The organism is Agrobacterium sp. LY4 (assembly GCF_001526585.1).
Taxonomy (GTDB): Bacteria; Pseudomonadota; Alphaproteobacteria; order Rhizobiales; family Rhizobiaceae; genus Agrobacterium; species Agrobacterium leguminum.
The window spans coordinates 567626-584528 of sequence record NZ_ASYA01000001.1 but is presented as its reverse complement, the minus strand read 5'-3'; the positions used below and the strand labels follow the sequence as shown (position 1 = coordinate 584528).

Annotated in this window: 13 protein-coding genes and 1 riboswitch; of the genes, 9 read left to right on the top strand and 4 right to left on the bottom strand. The window is 60.7% G+C overall.

The genetic code is table 11. The annotated features are described in order from the left end of the window. Positions 1-4: 4 nt before the first annotated feature. From L904_RS02895 to L904_RS02885, 3 genes are read right to left on the bottom strand one after another with little or no spacing between them, the layout of a single operon-like run. Positions 5-835 (bottom strand): carbohydrate ABC transporter permease, encoded by an 831-nt coding sequence (locus L904_RS02895; protein ID WP_004432685.1) that lies wholly within the window; start codon positions 833-835, stop codon positions 5-7. Beyond that, positions 832-1755, bottom strand: a complete 924-nt coding sequence (locus L904_RS02890; protein ID WP_196248063.1) for a carbohydrate ABC transporter permease — start codon at positions 1753-1755, stop codon at positions 832-834. The genes L904_RS02895 and L904_RS02890 overlap by 4 nt, the downstream gene beginning before the upstream one ends. A 40-nt stretch (positions 1756-1795) precedes the next feature. Beyond that, complete coding sequence (locus tag L904_RS02885; protein ID WP_035263175.1) at positions 1796-3040, bottom strand: sugar ABC transporter substrate-binding protein; 1245 nt, start codon at positions 3038-3040, stop codon at positions 1796-1798. A gap of 327 nt (positions 3041-3367) precedes the next feature. Continuing rightward, a riboswitch (guanidine-I (ykkC/yxkD leader) is annotated at positions 3368-3477 on the top strand. 73 nt (positions 3478-3550) lie between these two features. Between L904_RS02885 and L904_RS02880 the strand changes: the two genes are divergently transcribed. The 9 genes from L904_RS02880 (at position 3551) to L904_RS02840 (ending at position 15882) form a co-directional block, all read left to right on the top strand. Next, the gene (locus tag L904_RS02880; protein WP_035263173.1) at positions 3551-4624 is read left to right on the top strand and encodes a putative urea ABC transporter substrate-binding protein; all 1074 of its coding nucleotides are present in this window, start codon (positions 3551-3553) and stop codon (positions 4622-4624) included. A 60-nt stretch (positions 4625-4684) separates the two neighbouring features. Further along, entirely contained in the window at positions 4685-5503 is an 819-nt protein-coding gene (locus tag L904_RS02875; protein WP_035263172.1) for an ABC transporter permease, read from the top strand. Beyond that, positions 5500-6246, top strand: a complete 747-nt coding sequence (locus L904_RS02870; RefSeq protein ID WP_004432675.1) for an ABC transporter ATP-binding protein — start codon at positions 5500-5502, stop codon at positions 6244-6246. The genes L904_RS02875 and L904_RS02870 overlap by 4 nt, the downstream gene beginning before the upstream one ends. Positions 6247-6408: 162 nt before the next feature. Next, positions 6409-7224, top strand: coding sequence for an urea amidolyase associated protein UAAP1 (locus tag L904_RS02865; protein ID WP_196248062.1), 816 nt, complete (start codon positions 6409-6411; stop codon positions 7222-7224). Between the two features lie 16 nt (positions 7225-7240). Beyond that, entirely contained in the window at positions 7241-7891 is a 651-nt protein-coding gene (locus tag L904_RS02860; protein ID WP_035263168.1) for an urea amidolyase associated protein UAAP2, read from the top strand. Positions 7892-7895: 4 nt separating this feature from the next. After that, positions 7896-11432 carry an urea carboxylase gene (gene uca / locus L904_RS02855; RefSeq protein WP_059762440.1) on the top strand — a complete coding sequence of 1179 codons (3537 nt, stop codon included), beginning with the start codon at positions 7896-7898 and terminating at the stop codon, positions 11430-11432. Continuing rightward, positions 11432-13258: an allophanate hydrolase gene (gene atzF / locus L904_RS02850; RefSeq protein WP_035260128.1), complete on the top strand. Its 1827-nt coding sequence runs from the start codon at positions 11432-11434 to the stop codon at positions 13256-13258. Before uca ends, atzF begins: the two co-directional genes overlap by 1 nt. Positions 13259-13556: 298 nt before the next feature. After that, complete coding sequence (locus L904_RS02845) at positions 13557-14540, top strand: phosphotransferase enzyme family protein (protein ID WP_035260131.1); 984 nt, start codon at positions 13557-13559, stop codon at positions 14538-14540. 10 nt (positions 14541-14550) lie between these two features. Next, positions 14551-15882 carry an aspartate aminotransferase family protein gene (locus tag L904_RS02840; RefSeq protein WP_035260133.1) on the top strand — a complete coding sequence of 444 codons (1332 nt, stop codon included), beginning with the start codon at positions 14551-14553 and terminating at the stop codon, positions 15880-15882. Positions 15883-15940: 58 nt separating this feature from the next. Here the strand turns inward: L904_RS02840 and fabG are convergent, their stop codons facing one another. Continuing rightward, a complete protein-coding gene (gene fabG / locus L904_RS02835; RefSeq protein WP_059775489.1) occupies positions 15941-16711 on the bottom strand; it encodes a 3-oxoacyl-ACP reductase FabG in 771 nt (256 codons plus the stop codon). Between the last annotated feature and the right edge of the window lie 192 nt (positions 16712-16903).

Here is a 16903-nt window from a genome sequence, read left to right as displayed (position 1 = left end):
TTTATCAGCCCTTGACGCTGCCAGCCGTCATACCGGCCACGACATAACGTTGGACAAGAAGGTAAAACAGGACAGCAGGCAGCGTGTAGATGAAGCCGACGGCCATGACGGAATGCACTGGCGTCGACAATTCGCCGACGAAACCCGCGAGCCCCACCGAGGCGGTGCGCAGACTTTCGCTGCTGATGAGCGTCTGGGCGAAAACATACTCGTTCCAGCCGTTGAAGAATGCGATGACCGAGGCGGCGGCGAGCGTCGGCCCAATCAGCGGCACCACGATCAGAAGCACCACGTCGAGTTTGGAGCACCCCTCCATACGGGCAGCCTCTTCAACCTCGATCGGCACCGCATCGATGGCTCCTTTGAGAATCCAGGCGATGACCGGCACCGTAAAGGCGGTGTTGGCGAGGATCAGGCCGGTCAAAGTATTGAGCAGCCCGAGATCGCCGAAGATGGCGTAGAGCGGCACGACCAGCATGGCTTCGGGCAGCATCTGGGTGGCAAACAGCACGAAGCCGAGAAGAGCGAGACCGGCGAACCGGAAACGGGAGAGCGCATAGGCAGGCAGGATCGCCAGCACAATGCTCAGCACCGTCGTGCCGGAAGCAACGATCACGCTGTTTTTCAGCCATGTCGCAACCGGTATGGTCTTGAACACGTCCTGATAGACATTCAATTCCGAAAACGACGGCAGGAACTGCGGGGTTGCGGCAAAAAGCTCCGAAGACGTGGTGAGCGATGTCACCAACATCCAATAGATCGGGAAGACAGCAACACCGAGAAGGGCAAGGACGCTGATCATGCGCAGGCTGTGCTGCCAGGGAGAGGTTTTCATGCGCGTCTCCCCTGCGCACGTTCCGCACGCTGCGATATCTTGAAGTAGATCATTGTCACGACAAGCGCGATGGCGAGGCCCACCATGCCGATGGAGGCAGCGCTGCCGAGCTCGCGATAGACGAAGCCCTGGCGGTAGAGCTCGATCACCAGCGTATTGGTCGCGCCGATCGGACCTCCCTGCGTCATCAGCCAGATCAGATCGAAACGGCGCAGCGACCAGATGGTGACGAAGAGGGCGAGCAACAGCACGGTCGGCTGGATGGTAGGCCATACAGCCGTCTTGAAGACGTTGAACCGGTCGGCTCCATCGATAATCGCAGCTTCGCGCACTTCCGATGGAACGCCCTGCAGAGCCGCCAGAATGACGACTGAAGAAAACGGAAAGATCTGCCAGATAGTCGTGATCATGATGGCAGGCAGGGCAAGCGAGGGATTGTCCAGCCAGTTTTCACTGGAAAACGGCAGGCCCAGCACCCGCAGCGCATAATTGAACACGCCATATTGGGAGTTGAGCATCCAGGTGAAGATCAGTGCAACGGCAACCGGCGGCGCCGCCCATGGCACCGTTACCAGTGCGCGGGCAATGCCGCGTCCGGTAAAGGGGTTGTTGAGAAGCAGCGCCGTACCGAGACCGAAACCGATCGCCAGTACGACGCAGAGGATCGTATAGATCAGCGTGACCCAGAGAACCTGCGCGAAATCGCTGGTTTCGAAGATGTAGAGATAGTTTTCGAAACCGACAAAGAGCTGGTCGTCGGGAGACAGCAGCGAAGTCGATGTGAAGCTGAGCTTCAACTCCTGCAGCAAGGGGTAGATTTGAAACAGCAGAAGATAAAGGGCGACAGGCGCGGCGAACCAATAAGGTGTCCACCGGCTGCCCTCGATCCCGCTGCGTGAGCCGGATGATCGCATCGACATTACTCGCTTTGTGAAAATTGCAGGTAAAATCTGCGCCGCATCAGCGGCGCAGCACCCGTCGCTCGATCAGCCGCTGCGCGGCATCCATGGCGTCCTTGGGGTTTTCCCCGCCCTGAAGAACCTTCAGCACGCTCTCGAGCACGATCTGCTGGATTTCCGGCGTCTTCGTCTCAAGCCCCATGACGAGTTGCGGGACCGCCGTTTCGACCTGCTTGTCGTAAACGGTGAGCCAGGGTTGCGCCGCCAGATCCTCGGCGGAATATTGCGTCACCGTGCCGACGATGGTTCCCATGGCCTTTTGCAGGCCCTGCTGATTTTCCGGCTCCAGCGCCCATTTCAGGAAGGTGACGGCCGCATCCTTGTGCTTGGTATTGGCGTTGATCGACAGCATGGTCATGATCAGGCCCTGAGCCGGCGTCGGAAAGGGAGAAGGTGCGGCGGCAAAGGGAAGGTTCGGGGAATTCTGGTGGAAGATCGCCGCAACGCCGCCATTGTCGACATTCATGGCAATCTTGCCTTCCCAGAACATGCGCCGGTAGGTGGCGGCATCGGCGCCTTTCGGAATGACATCGAGATCGTAGACCGCCTTATAGGCCTCGATACCCTTGATGACTTCAGGGCTGTTTACCGTCAGATTGCCGGAAGCGTCGCTCCAGCGGCCACCAAATCCGTAGACGAAATTGCAGACGTCCTGCCAGAAACCGGCCCGTTCTGCCATCGTGGCGCGATAGGCGTAACCATATTTGCCGTCACCCGTTGTTTCCTTGGCAACCTTGAGGAAATCCTCGAATGTCGTGGGCGGTGCGCCCTTGACGATATCCTTGTTGTAAAGAAGCCCGTAACCGGTGGAATCGAAGATCACGCCATAACGCTTGCCGTTCACCGCGAGATATTTGTCGGGGCCGATGAATTTATACTGCGACGGATCTATAAGGCCTTCGAGGGAAAGAACGCGCCCCGACGGGACGGCTGCGAAATAGTCGATCTGGTCGAAACGAACCAGATCCGGGCCGCCGCCCCCACCCATCTGCGTGAAGACGGTGTTGGCGAAACTGGAGAACGGGATCGCGATCGGCTCGACCTCGATCTTGTCCTGACTTTCATTGAATTTCTGAACCCACGCCTTGGCGCGGTCACCGCGGCCTGCCTCGGAGAACATCGCCGCGGCAAATGTGATCTTCTCTTTCGCCTGTTGCGCAAAGGCCGTGCCCGATAGCGCCGAGACCAGCAGCACGGACGCCAGGGCGCCGCGAACAATTCCACGTCTTGAATGCAGATAAGCCATTTGGATCCTCCATCCTTATACATATCCGACGGACGTTTCCTCCACCGCCGGACATGCTTCCTCATCCGCTAACTAGAATGTTGTGATATTTCACGAAAGTCAACGCTGTTATTTTGCGTTGTTGCCCGCTGGCAATTCTGCGATGACGATGGTGACGGAATAGCCTGATGAAAGTCACGACATAGCGGCTGGCCGAAGCCGCGCCTAAAAAATATGCTTGAAAGCCCATCGGCAAGAACACAAATCGGGCACTCTTCTTCGCATTTTGACGAAATCGCGCGGCAAAGCCCGAAATCCAATCTGGCACGCGGTTTGCTTCGTTTATTCCGAGTTGGCCGCTAGGGTTCCGGTGCAGGTTTGCATGACTGGTCCGAGAGCAGCCACTGTGCGAGGAGAAATCTCGCACGGATGCACGGCGGGACAAAAGCCCGGGAGACCTCGTTAGCCAAGGGATTGGCGGCGTTGGTCTATGCCGATCCCTTTTTGAGAACAAGCAAAAGGGGAATACCAATGCAGACTTTCAAAACGATCATTTCCATTTCCGCGCTGGGGGGCCTTCTTGCGCTCCCGCTGGTTTCCACAGCGGATGCTGCGCCCAAAAAGGATTTCAAGGTCGCCTGGTCGATTTATGTCGGCTGGATGCCCTGGGGTTATGCCGCCGACCATGGCATCGTCAAGAAATGGGCCGACAAATACGGCATCAATATCGAGGTCACGCAGTTCAACGACTATGTGGAATCGATGAACCAGTATACGGCGGGCGCCTATGACGCCGTGACGCTGACCAATATGGACGGCCTGTCGATTCCCGCTGCCGGCGGCGTCGATACAACCGCCGTCATCGTCGGCGATTTCTCCAATGGAAACGATGCCGTCATCCTCAAGGACAAAAAAGACCTTGCCGAGATCAAGGGCCAGAACATCAATCTCGTGGAGTTTTCCGTGTCGCACTATCTGCTTGCACGGGCGCTCGAAACCATCGGCTCATCCGAACGCGATGTGAAAGTCGTCAATACGTCCGACGCGGACATGGTCGCCGCTTATCAGACACCGGAGGTTTCCGCTGTCGTGACGTGGAATCCGCTGGTTTCGACCATTCTCCAGAATTCCTCGGCCAACAAGGTTTTCGACAGTTCCAAAGTCCCCGGCGAGATCATCGATCTGATGGTCGCCCATACCGATGTGCTGAAGGATAATCCCGATTTCGGCAAGGCGCTCGCGGGCATCTGGTACGATACGATGAAGGTGATGACCGCCGAGAGCGCGGAAGGCAAGGCGGCGCGTGAGGCGATGGGCAAGGCATCCGGCACGGATCTTGCCGGTTTCGAAGCCCAGATGGCGGCCACCAAGCTGTTCGACAAGCCGGCGGACGCGGTCGCCTTCACGGCTTCGCCGGACCTGCCGAAGACCATGGACCGGGTGCGGCACTTCCTGTTCGACAAGGGCCTGCTTGGCAACGGCGCGTCATCGGCGGATGCGATCGGCATCGCGTTTCCGGACGGGGCCGTCCGCGGCGATACGTCCAACGTCAAGTTCCGCTTCACGACGGACTACATGGCCGAAGCGGCCAAGGGGATGCTCTGAGGACCAGCCGCACCGCGCACCGGCGCGGTCTTCCACCCTGCCATCACCCCGGAGTTTCCCATGCGCTGGATCAATTCGCGTCCTTCGAACGGCGCCCGTCTTGGACTTGCCGTCCTGCCCTTTGCGGCCGTGCTGATCGCTTACACGGTCGGCTCGGCGGCCCGGCTTGCCGAAAACGCCAATGACAAGCTTCTGCCGGGCTTTGCCGGCCTTGCCGACGCCATCAACCGGCTGGCCGTCATCCCCGATGCCCGCACGGGTGATATTCTTCTATGGACGGATACGGCCGCAAGCCTCGTCCGCCTGTTTTCGGGATTGGGAATAGCGACCGCAATGGCGTTGGCCATCGGCATGCTGATCGGCATGCTGCCTTACGCACGATCGCTGCTTTCGCCTTTCGTCGGCGCCATTTCCATGGTGCCGCCGCTGGCGCTTTTGCCCATCCTTTTCATCCTGCTCGGCCTTGGCGAAATTTCCAAGATCGCACTCATCGTCATCGGTGTGGCGCCCGTGATGATCCGCGATCTGGCGCTCAGGGCCGTCGAACTGCCGCGCGAGCAGATCATCAAGGCCGAGACGCTCGGGGCAAACTCATGGCAGATCGCGTTGCGCGTGGTGCTGCCGCAGGTCCTGCCGCGGCTCATCACCTGTCTGCGTCTCCAGCTCGGACCGGCCTGGCTTTTCCTGATCGCGGCGGAAGCGATTTCGTCCGATGCGGGGCTCGGTTATCGCATCTTCCTCGTTCGCCGCTATCTCGCGATGGATGTGATTTTTCCCTATGTCATCTGGATCACGCTTATCGCCGTGCTGACCGACTGGCTGCTGGACCGGCTGCGCCTCGCCGTCTTTCCCTGGTCGGCAACGGAGAACAAGGCATGAGCACGCTCACCATCGACAATGTCTGGAAGGAATATGGCGATCAGATCGTGCTCGAGAATGTTTCGCTCGAGATCGAATCCCGCGCATTTGTCGCGCTTGTCGGTCCGTCCGGCTGCGGCAAGACCACCTTCCTGCGCATGATCCTCGGCCAGGAGCGGCCGAGCCGCGGCACGATCCTTCTCGACGGCAAACCGCTGCCCGACGAACCGGGACCGGACCGCGGCGTCGTGTTCCAGAAATATTCGGTTTTTCCGCATCTGACCGTGCTCGGTAACGTCCTGATCGGCAAGGAGCTTGCCGCGTCGCCCGTCAGCGGCAGGCTGTTCGGCGCCGCCCGCCGGGCCGCGATAGACGAGGCTCGCACCATGATCGCCGATGTCGGCCTTTCAGGGTCGGAAGACAAATATCCCGCCCAGCTTTCCGGCGGCATGCAGCAGCGCCTGGCGCTTGCGCAGACGCTACTGATGCGGCCGAAAATCCTGCTGCTCGACGAACCCTTCGGCGCACTTGATCCGGGCATTCGCGCCGAAATCCACCAGCTGATGAAACGGCTGTGGAACGAAGCGCAGATGACGGTGGTGATGGTGACGCACGACATGCGCGAGGCCTTCACGCTTGCCACCCGCGTCATCGCTTTCGAGCGCCCACGCGACCGCCCGGAGGAAAAGCTGCGCTATGGCGCAACGGTCACCCGCGACATTTCGATCTGGCCGCCACGCCGGGCCGGCGGCGTTGCCGCCTGAAACGATATGCATCAGGGCCAAGCCCTGATGTCGACTGCGCAGTTGCGGATAGAGGGCGGCTCAACACCCCTGCCGGAATTGCTTCCGACGGCCCGCCGGGACGACCCGGCAAACAAGGGCAGACACCGGGACGACCCGAACTCAACCGCCATGGAGCACCTTATGCACCAAAGACGTTCGCCCGAAGAAATCGCCGCCAACCGCGCCCGTTATGAAGATCACCAGAAAAAGGGGCTGGAATTCGCGCCCAAGGCGCTGCCCGGCTTCAGCCTCCTGCCCGAACCCACGCTCGACGAAACGACAATCCTTCACCGCGAAATCATTCCCGGCGGCTGGTACTGGACGACCAGGCTGCGCAGGGAAGAGGTGCTGCGCATCAGCCTCAGCCACGGCTTCTCTTCGATTGCGCTCATCGCCTGGAATGCCGCCGACACCTCGGAACGCATCAATCTGCCCGACACGATCAAGGTGCAGTGGACGACGGGGCTTTCCAAAGGCCGCGTCATCTTTTCCGACATGGGGCGTGTGATGTTTTCGATTACCGAGGACAGTTCCGGCGCGCATGATTGCCTTGTCGGCGGCTCGAACGCGCAGAGCAACGCCCGTTATGAGGGCGAACATCTGCGCGACACACGCGATAACTTCATCAAGCTGGCGATGAAGCTCGGCCTCGAGCGCCGTGACATTCCCGCCGCGCTGACGCTTTTCGCGCCCGTGCGTGTTGATGCCGAAGGCCGGTTTTTCTGGAACCCGGCCCTCCTCAATGGCGGGGACTATGTTGAGCTGCGTGCGGAAATGGACATGCTGGTCGGTTTTTCCAATTGCCCGCATCCGCTCGATCCCAACCCGGCCTATGCGCCGAACCCGGTGACGGTCACCCGCCTTGCGGCCGCTCCGGTTGCCGCCGACGACCTGTGCCGGACCGCCACCGCCGAGGCCGTGCGCGGTTTCGAGAACAACGCGCTTTCCAACCTTTGAGCCGGGAGAAACGAACATGACCGATTTCATTGAAACCGTTTCGTCGCGCACATCTGAAAATGCAGCGCAAAACCACTACGTCCCGGCTGAAAAACCCTTCTCCACCTTCATCCGCAAGGGCGCCACGGTTCGCATCGAGGACACTTACGGCCAGCAGGCCATCGATACGCTGTTTTACAATGCTCGAGACTTTTCCGAACGCTACTCCAGTCAGGATACGGTGCGGGCGCAGGGCGCGGCCTATATTTCGACCGGCACGAAAATCATGTCGAGCGAAGGCCGTGTGATGCTGACCGTGACCGCCGACAGCTGCGGCCGTCACGATACCTCTGCCGGTGCCTGCTCCTGCGAAAGCAACACGGTGCGTTTCGGCCACGGGACGAAATATCTTCATGCCTGCCGGGACAATTTCATCGCCGAGGTCGCCAGATACGGCATGGGCAAACGCGATGTCGTTTCCAATATCAACCTTTTCATGAATGTGCCCATCTCGCCCAATGGCGGCATGACCATCGTGGACGGCATTTCCTCGCCCGGCGACTACGTCGAACTGGTGGCCGAGATGGATGTGCTGCTGGTCATCTCCAACTGCCCGCAGATCAACAATCCCTGCAATGGTTTCGATCCGACGCCGATCCGGGTGCTCGTTTGGAACGGGGAGGATTGAGCCGATGTTCAAGAAAGTTCTCATCGCCAATCGTGGCGAAATCGCCGTCCGCATCATCAGAACGCTGCGGGACATGGGTATTGCCTCCGTGGCGGTTTATTCCGATGCCGACCGCTTCGCCAGGGCGGCATTGACGGCCGACGAAGCGATACGCCTCGGGCCGGCGCCCTCCGCAGAAAGTTATCTCGATGTCGAAGCGGTGATTGCCGCCTGCAAAAAGACGGGCGCGGAAGCAGTCCATCCCGGTTATGGCTTTCTTTCCGAAAATATCGGCTTTGCCGAAAGGCTGGCGGCTGAAGGCATCGTCTTCATCGGCCCGACACCGGAAAACATCGCCGATTTCGGCCTGAAGCACACCGCCCGGGAACTGGCGCAGAAAAGCGGTGTGCCGCTGCTTCCGGGATCCGGCCTGCTTGGCTCGGTCAAAGAGGCGCTCGCCGCCGCGGAAGGCGTCGGTTATCCGGTCATGCTGAAATCCACCGCCGGCGGCGGCGGCATCGGCATGCAGCTCTGCGCCGACGACACCGCGCTGAAAGCGGCCTTCGAGAGCGTGCAGCGCACGGCGAAAGCGAGCTTTGGCGACGCCCGCGTCTATCTGGAACGGTTCGTGGCGAAGGCCCGCCATGTCGAAGTGCAGATATTCGGCGACGGCAAGGGACGGGTGATCGCACTTGGCGAACGCGACTGCTCGCTTCAGCGCCGCAACCAGAAGGTCATCGAGGAAACACCCGCCCCCGGGCTTTCCGATGAGGTTCGGGCGCGCCTGCACGCGGCGGCCGTCTCGTTGGGGAGACAGGTGAATTATCGCTCCGCCGGCACGGTCGAGTTCATTTACGATCCGACCCGCGAGGAATTCTATTTCCTGGAGGTCAATACGAGGCTGCAGGTGGAGCACCCGGTGACCGAAGCCGTCTTCGGCATCGATCTGGTGGAATGGATGATCCGTCAGGCCGCCGGCGACGATGTCCTGACCGGCGCAGAGGAGCTGATACCGAAGGGGGCGGCCATCGAGGCGCGTGTCTATGCGGAAATGCCGCATGCCGATTTTCGCCCGAGCGCCGGTCTTCTGACCGAGGTGGTTTTTCCCGAAGATGTCCGGGTCGACGGCTGGATAGAGACCGGCACGGAGGTAACGCCTTTTTACGACCCCATGCTGGCCAAGATCATCGTCACGGGCGCGGATCGCAACGCAGCGATCGCTAGTCTCGGCGCCGCCCTGTCGCACACCGCGATTTCAGGCATCGAGACCAATCTCGACTATCTCAGGGCGATTGCCGGCTCCAGCCTTTTCCGGACCGGGAATGTCGCGACCACGGCGCTGAAGGATTTTCCCTTCGTGCCGGATGTCGTCGAGGTCATTGCACCGGGAGCGCAATCGAGCCTTCAGGAGCTGCCCGGCCGTCTCGGCCTGTGGCATGTCGGGGTGCCGCCGAGCGGACCGATGGACGAACGTTCCTTCCGTCATGCGAACCGGTTGGTCGGCAATCACGACCACACCGCGGCTCTGGAAATCACCGTTTCCGGTCCCGTGCTCAAGTTCTTTGCGGATGTGACAGTAGCGCTTGCCGGCGCGGGAATGCCGATGACATGCGACGGCGAACCCGTTCCGCATAACACCCCGATCACGGTCAGGGCCGGGCAGACGCTTACCATCGGCCAGATCGGCGGTGCGGGGCAGCGGGCCTATCTGGCGGTGGCCGGCGGTTTTGACGCGCCAGTCGTGCTCGGCTCGCGCGCCACATTCGGGCTTGGTCAGTTCGGCGGCAACGCCACCGGCACCTTGCGCGCCGGCCACGTTCTTCGCATCGCCCGCGCCCCCCAGGCCGATGCGAAAGCCGCCTCCGAACCTGCCGACCTGACCCGCGAATGGTCGGTGGGCGTGCTCTACGGGCCCCATGGCGCGCCGGATTTTTTCCTTGAGGACGATATCGAGACCCTGTTTGCGACCGAATATGAGGTGCATTTCAATTCTGCCCGCACGGGTATACGCCTCATCGGCCCTGCGCCGAAATGGGCGCGCGAGGACGGCGGGGAAGCCGGGCTTCACCCCTCGAACCTCCATGACAATGCCTATGCCATCGGCGCCATCGATTTTACGGGCGACATGCCGATCATTCTCGGGCCAGACGGCCCGTCCCTCGGCGGCTTCGTTTGCCCGGCGGTGATTGCCGCGGATGAGCAATGGAAGATGGGACAGTTCAAACCGGGCGACAAGATCCGCTTTCATCCGGTTGCGCGGGCGGAAGATCCCATTGCCGGTCCCATCGTCAAACGCATTGGCGACAATGCCGGCTCCCCCATTCTCGGCCGTCGCGATGACGGCGAGGTTCCGGTCGTTTATCGCCGGCAGGGCGATGACAACCTGCTGGTCGAATATGGGCCGATGCAACTCGATGTCAGCCTGCGCCTTCGCAGCCATCTTTTGATGCAGGCGGTGCGGGAAGCCGGCGTTCCCGGCCTGATAGACCTGACCCCCGGCATCCGCTCGCTGCAAATTCACTACGATGGATCGCATGTGACGCGTGGCCGGTTGCTCGGCCTTCTTTCCGAAATCGAAAGCGGCATGCCTTCCGTTCACTCGGTGAAGGTGCCGAGCCGCACCGTCTGGTTGCCGCTGTCGTGGGACGATCCGGATGCGGCGCTGGCGATGCGCAAATATCAGGAGCTGGTGCGCCCCAATGCGCCCTGGTGCCCCTCGAACATTGAATTCATCCGCCGCATCAACGGTCTGGATGACGAACAGGCGGTCAAAGACAAAATCTTCGACGCCTCCTATCTCGTCATGGGGCTTGGCGATGTCTATCTCGGCGCCCCGGTTGCCACGCCTCTCGACCCGCGCCATCGCCTCGTCACGACAAAATATAATCCGGCGCGCACCTGGACGCCGGAAAACGCCGTCGGCATCGGCGGCGCCTATATGTGCATCTACGGCATGGAGGGGCCGGGCGGTTATCAGCTCTTCGGGCGCACCATCCAGATGTGGAATACGTGGCGGCAAACCCCGGTCTTCGGCAAGGACAAACCCTGGCTGCTCGATTTCTTCGATCAGGTCCGTTTCTTTCCCGTCAGCCACGGCGAATTGACCGAAGCCCGCGCCGCCTTTCCCCATGGGGGTTATCCCGTCCGTATCGAAGAGGGCGAGTTTTCCTATGCGGATTACGAGGCGGAGCTTCAGAAGAATGCCGCTGCAATCGGCGCATTCAAGGCGGGCCAGCAGGCCGCCTTCGAGGCGGAACGCCAACGCTGGAAAGATCAGGGGCTCGATAGTTTCGTTGTCGATGAAGGCGTCGGTCCCGGCCTCGGGGGCGATATTCCCGACGGCTGCTTCGGCATTGAAAGTGCCGTGCCGGGCAATGTCTGGAAGGTGCTGGTGGAAAAAGGGCAGAAGGTGGCGGCCGGAGAAACGCTCGCCATCATCGAATCCATGAAGATGGAAATCACCGTCAACGCGCACGCCGCGGGCAAGGTGCGCGATCTCCGCGCCGGGCCGGGCCGCAATGTCAGGGCCGGCGACGTGCTGGTCGTTCTGGAGGCCATGTAATGTTGCCGATCATTCTCGATATCGCCTCGCTGAAAGCCGCCTATGCAAAGGGGCTGAGCCCGCTCGATCTCGTCGAGGAGATAATTCTTCGCATCGAGGCGTCAGACGATCCGGCGATCTTCATAACGAAGACGCCGGACGAGGATCTGCGCGCCGCCGCCCGCGACCTCCTGGCCCGCGCGCCCGGAGCAAACAGCCTGCCGCTGTGGGGCGTGCCTTTTGCCGTCAAGGACAATATCGACGTGGCCGACCTGCCGACGACGGCCGCCTGCCCGGCCTTTGCCTACCGGCCGCAGCAGGATGCGACCGTCATCGCCCGGCTGAAGGCCGCAGGTGCAATCGTCATCGGCAAGACCAATCTCGACCAGTTCGCCACCGGGCTGAACGGCACACGCTCGCCTCACGGCGCGCCGCGATCGGTGTTCGACAGGGCCTATGTGTCGGGAGGCTCGTCCTCCGGCTCCGCCGTGGCGGTGGCGTCTGGCCTTGCCAGTTTCGCGCTCGGCACGGATACGGCCGGTTCCGGCCGCGTGCCCGCCGCCTTCAACAATATTGTCGGTATCAAACCAACACCCGGACTGGTGCCGAATGTCGGCGTCGTACCCGCATGCCGCTCGGTGGACGTCGTGACCATTTTTTCCGCCACGGTGGGCGACGGCGTGGAGGTGCGCAGGGTCATGGAGGGTTATGACCCCGGCGATCCCTTCTCGCGCAGGGCAAAGCCGGCCGCCCTGCCGGCTGCCGGGCTGCGCATTGGTGTGCTTGAGCCCGGGGAACGGGAATTCTTCGGCAATGCCGCTTTCGAGGCGCTTTATGACGCGGCTATCGAAAAAGCAAAAATGCTCGGCGCAGACATCGTCCCCTTCGACTATGCGCCGTTCCGTCAGGCCGCCGAGCTGCTCTATAACGGCCCATGGGTGGCCGAACGTCTGGCGGCGGTGAAGCATTTCCTGGCGACCAATGCCGGCGATTTCGATCCCACCGTAAGGGCAATCATCGAGGGGGCAAGGCGATACGATGCCGTCGACGCCTTCGAGGGACTATACGGGCTTGAGACGCTTCGCCAGAAGGCGTCGGCGGAATGGGCGAAAGCCGACGTGTTGATGCTGCCGACATCGCCGACCACCTACACGGTGGAGGAGATGCGCGCAGATCCGATCGCGAAGAACGGCCATTTCGGGCGATATACCAATTTCGCCAATCTGTTCGGTTATGCGGCCATCGCTGTTCCCGCGGGCTTCGATGCCGCGGATCATTTGCCGGCGGGTGTCACCCTGTTCGGCCCGGCCTTTTCCGACGATGCGTTGGCACCATTTGCCGATATGCTGCACCGCGCATTGCAGTCGGGCATGGGCAAGGACCGCAGGGCTGCCCTGCCGGAAGCTTCGAAAGTGGCGGATACCGATGACGGGCTGGTGCCGATTGTCGTTGTCGGCGCCCATCTCACCGGCATGCCGCTCAATCGCGAACTCACAGGCCCCGGCGGCCGGCTGATGAAATCCTGCCGCACGGCCGGCGACTACCGGCTGTTCGTCTTGCCGAATACCGTTCCACCGAAACCCGGCCTGCTGCGGGAGCCCGGCTTCGAAGGCGCGGGGCTGGAGGTGGAGGTCTGGAGGGTGACGCCCGAAGCCTTCGGACGTTTCGTGCAGAACATTCCCGCTCCCCTTGGCATCGGCAAGGTGACGCTGGACGACGGATCACAAATCTCCGGCTTCCTGTGCGAACCCTATGCGCTCAAGGGTGCTGTGGAAGTGACAGGCCTTGGAGGGTGGCGCGCCTATATCCGGTCGATCAAACAAGAAGAAAGGAAAAGCCATGCGTGACATTTTCTCAAAATATATGGGCATCCTCCGGCGAGCAACGGTGATGCTTTTGACTGCGCGAGCCGGAATGTATTGGGGCCGAGGACGTCGAAACGGCTAAGTCCGGTTTCATCGCAATCGCCGTTCCGGGCATCGGAGACGCCAGATCGAACAGGCGATATTATCTTCGCCTGTTCGACCCTGAACGCTCCTTGCCCTGGCAAACCGGGAGGCGGACTTTTTCAGATTATAAATTATGTTGCATGTTCCACATTTTTAGTGTTGGATTTCCACATTAACGAAGCTTGGAATCACGCATATGTTGTATGATGATCAATTCCTGACGCGTCTGGCTGACGGGGTCGCCAGCCTTATACCGAGTTGGGATATTGATCCCGATGCGCGGGTCGAGCTGCTGACCATATCGGAAAACGCAACATTCCGGGTCACCGATCCGGCGGGACGTCATGTGATCGTGCGGGTCCATCGGCCCGACTATCACAGCGAGGCGGAGATCCTTTCCGAACTCGCCTGGACCGAGGCCCTGCGCAGCGACGGGGTGGTGAAGACGCCGAAAGTCATGGCGTCCCGTAACGGCAGGCTTCTGCAATCTTTTTCCGACGGCGAGACCCGTCGTTTTGCCGTCGCCTTCGATTTCATGTCCGGCAGGGAACCGGATGCGGAAACCGATCTCGTGAAATGGTATGGCGTGCTGGGCGGGATAAATGCCCGCCTCCACGACCATAGCCGCCGCTGGAAAAGGCCCGAAGGTTTCGTTCGAAAATTGTGGGACTTCGAACATATTATCGGCCCATCCGCCTGGTGGGGGGACTGGCGCGCAGCCCTCGGCCTGACGGCGGATGGCAGCGCGACACTTGAACGGACCTATCTCGAACTGGAAAGGGGCACGGCGGCCTTTGGCTACGGTGTCGATCGTTTCGGCCTCGTTCATTGCGACATGCGGGCAGCGAACCTGCTCGTCGAAGGGGAAAGGCTCGGCGTCATCGATTTCGACGATTGCGGACTTTCGTGGTTCGCCTACGACTTCGCCGCAGCCATCAGCTTCATGGAGCACGAGCCTTACATTCCCGAACTGATGGATGCCTGGCTGGAGGGTTATCGCCAAGTCGCACCGCTGGCTGCGGAACAGGTGGCGGCCTTACCCATGTTCATCATGCTGAGGCGCATGCAACTGACGGCGTGGATCGCCTCACATTCGGAAACGCCGACGGCGCAATCGCTGGGCGCCGCCTATACGGATGGCACCGTTGCGCTCGCCGACCGTTATCTCGCATCGCTGTGAAAGGATCCCCATGACCGCCGCTCCCTTCAAAGAAATCCTGGCGCTGAACAGGTTCGACGCCGGCCGCATGGATGGCTTTCCTGAAGATCTTTCCGAACGGGTCCGACGCCGCTCCGCCACATTCGGCGCATCTTCCGTGCTGTTCTACGAACAGCCTATCGAGATGGTGCGGGCGGAAGGCACCTATATGTATGATGCCAGCGGACGTAGATATCTCGATGTCTACAACAATGTTCCTTCGGTCGGGCATTGTCATCCGCGCGTCGTCGCCGCCATTGCCGAACAGGCGGCCAGGATCAATATTCACACCCGTTATCTTACCCGTATTGTCGAGACCTATTCGGAGCGGCTGCTTGCGACCTATCCCGAGGATCTTTCCAATCTGGTGATGACCTGCACCGGATCGGAAAGCAACGATCTCGCCCTGCGTATCGCACGCATCGGCTCAGGCGCCGAAGGCTTCATCGTCACCGAGACCGCCTATCATGGCAACACGGCGCTGGTGACGGAAATCTCGCCTTCAGCGTTGAGGAAACGCCAGCCCGCGCCTTTCGTGCGCACCGTTCCGGCCCCATCGGGCGGGGACCCGTCCACGGTCGCAGCGACCTTTGCGGCAAATGTCGAAGCAGCCATCGCCGACCTGAAGAAAGCGGGTTACGGTGTGGCGGCGCTGATCGTCGACTCCATCTTCTCGAGCGACGGCATCTATGCAGATCCGGCCGATTTTCTGAAACCCGCCGTGGAGGCGGTGCGCAATGCCGGCGGGCTGTTCATCGCCGACGAGGTTCAGCCCGGTTTCGGCCGCACCGGTTTCGGGCTCTGGGGGTTCCTGCGCCACGGCATAACCCCTGATATCGTCACCATGGGCAAACCCATGGGCAATGGTTTCCCGATGGGCGGCGTCGTCACTCGCCCTGATCTGCTCCAACGCTTTTGCGAGGAGACCGGTTACTTCAATACATTCGGGGGCAATCCTGTTGCCGCCGCAGCGGGTCTTGCGGTTCTCGACGTGATCGCGGATGAGGGACTGATGGGCAATGCCGATAGTGTCGGTTCGTATTTCGCCGGCAGTCTCGGCGACCTCAAGTCCCGCCATGCGGCAATCGGCGATATACGGGGCGCCGGGCTGTTCATCGGCCTCGATTTTGTCAGCAACGATAATGGCGAGCCAGATACGGCGCTTGCCATCCACGTCATCAACGAAATGAAGAAAAGGGGCATCCTGATCGGCGCGGCCGGCAAGCACGGCGCAACGCTGAAAATCCGCCCGCCGCTCTGCTTCTCGAAAGCAGATGCCGATTATTTTTCAGAGGTATTGTCAGAGATTCTCGGCAACCGCTGAACGTGCCGTGATGGGATCGACAGGAAAACCCCGCAAAGGTTTTGCGGGGTTTTCGTTTTTACATGGCTGCCAGAGCGCCGGGCGATTCCGGCAGGATCTGGCCCCCGTCGACGGTGATCGTTTGGCCGGTAATATAGGCCGCCTCCTGAGAGGCGAAGAATAGCGCCGCATTGGCGATATCGGCCGCCGTGCCCAGCCGCTTCAAAGGGATCGAGCTTTCCATCGAGGCGATATAATCCGCGCCCATGCCCTCCAGCCCTTCGGTGAAGATGTTGCCGGGAAGGACGGCGTTGACCGTGATGCCTTTCGGCGCGAGTTCGATGGCGGCGGTGCGCATGAAACCAAGCTGGCCGGCCTTCGAGGCGCCGTAATGCGACCAGCCGGGATAACCCGTAACCGGCCCGGTGATTGATGAGGTGATGACGATCCAGCCTTCTCCCTTCCTTGTCATTTCCGGCAGCACCGCCGAGACCGAAAGGAACGTACTCTTCAGATTGGTGGAAATGACGTGATCGAAATCGGCAGGCGTCATCTCTCCAAGCTTTGCGGCTGGAAAAATACCGGCATTGGCGCAAAGAATATCGACGCCGCCAAAGCGCTCGACCGCCGCCCGCACCATCGCCTCGGCCCCTTCCGGCGTCGACACATCCGCGGCGAAACCGGCGCAGTTCGGACCGATTTCCGCAGCCACCCCGTCTGCATCCGCCTGGCTGCGCGAGACGACCAGCACATTGAGCCCGGCTTCACCGAAACGTCTGGCAATTCCCTTGCCGATGCCGCGGCTGGCGCCGGTGACAATAACGGTTTTGCCCTGTAGAGACTTCAACATTTTTATGTACCTTCCTGTGGCAGTTGCCAATATTTGCAGCATTTGCCTTTGCGACAATGCCGCGTTTGCACAAAACCTCGTCAGTCAATTCAAACCCCCGGAAATTCCCTGAAAAACATGGCTTTTATGTCCCTGTCATTCTCGGATACCCGGCACATATCCGCCTATTCTCATGAGCGCCACATCTTCGAA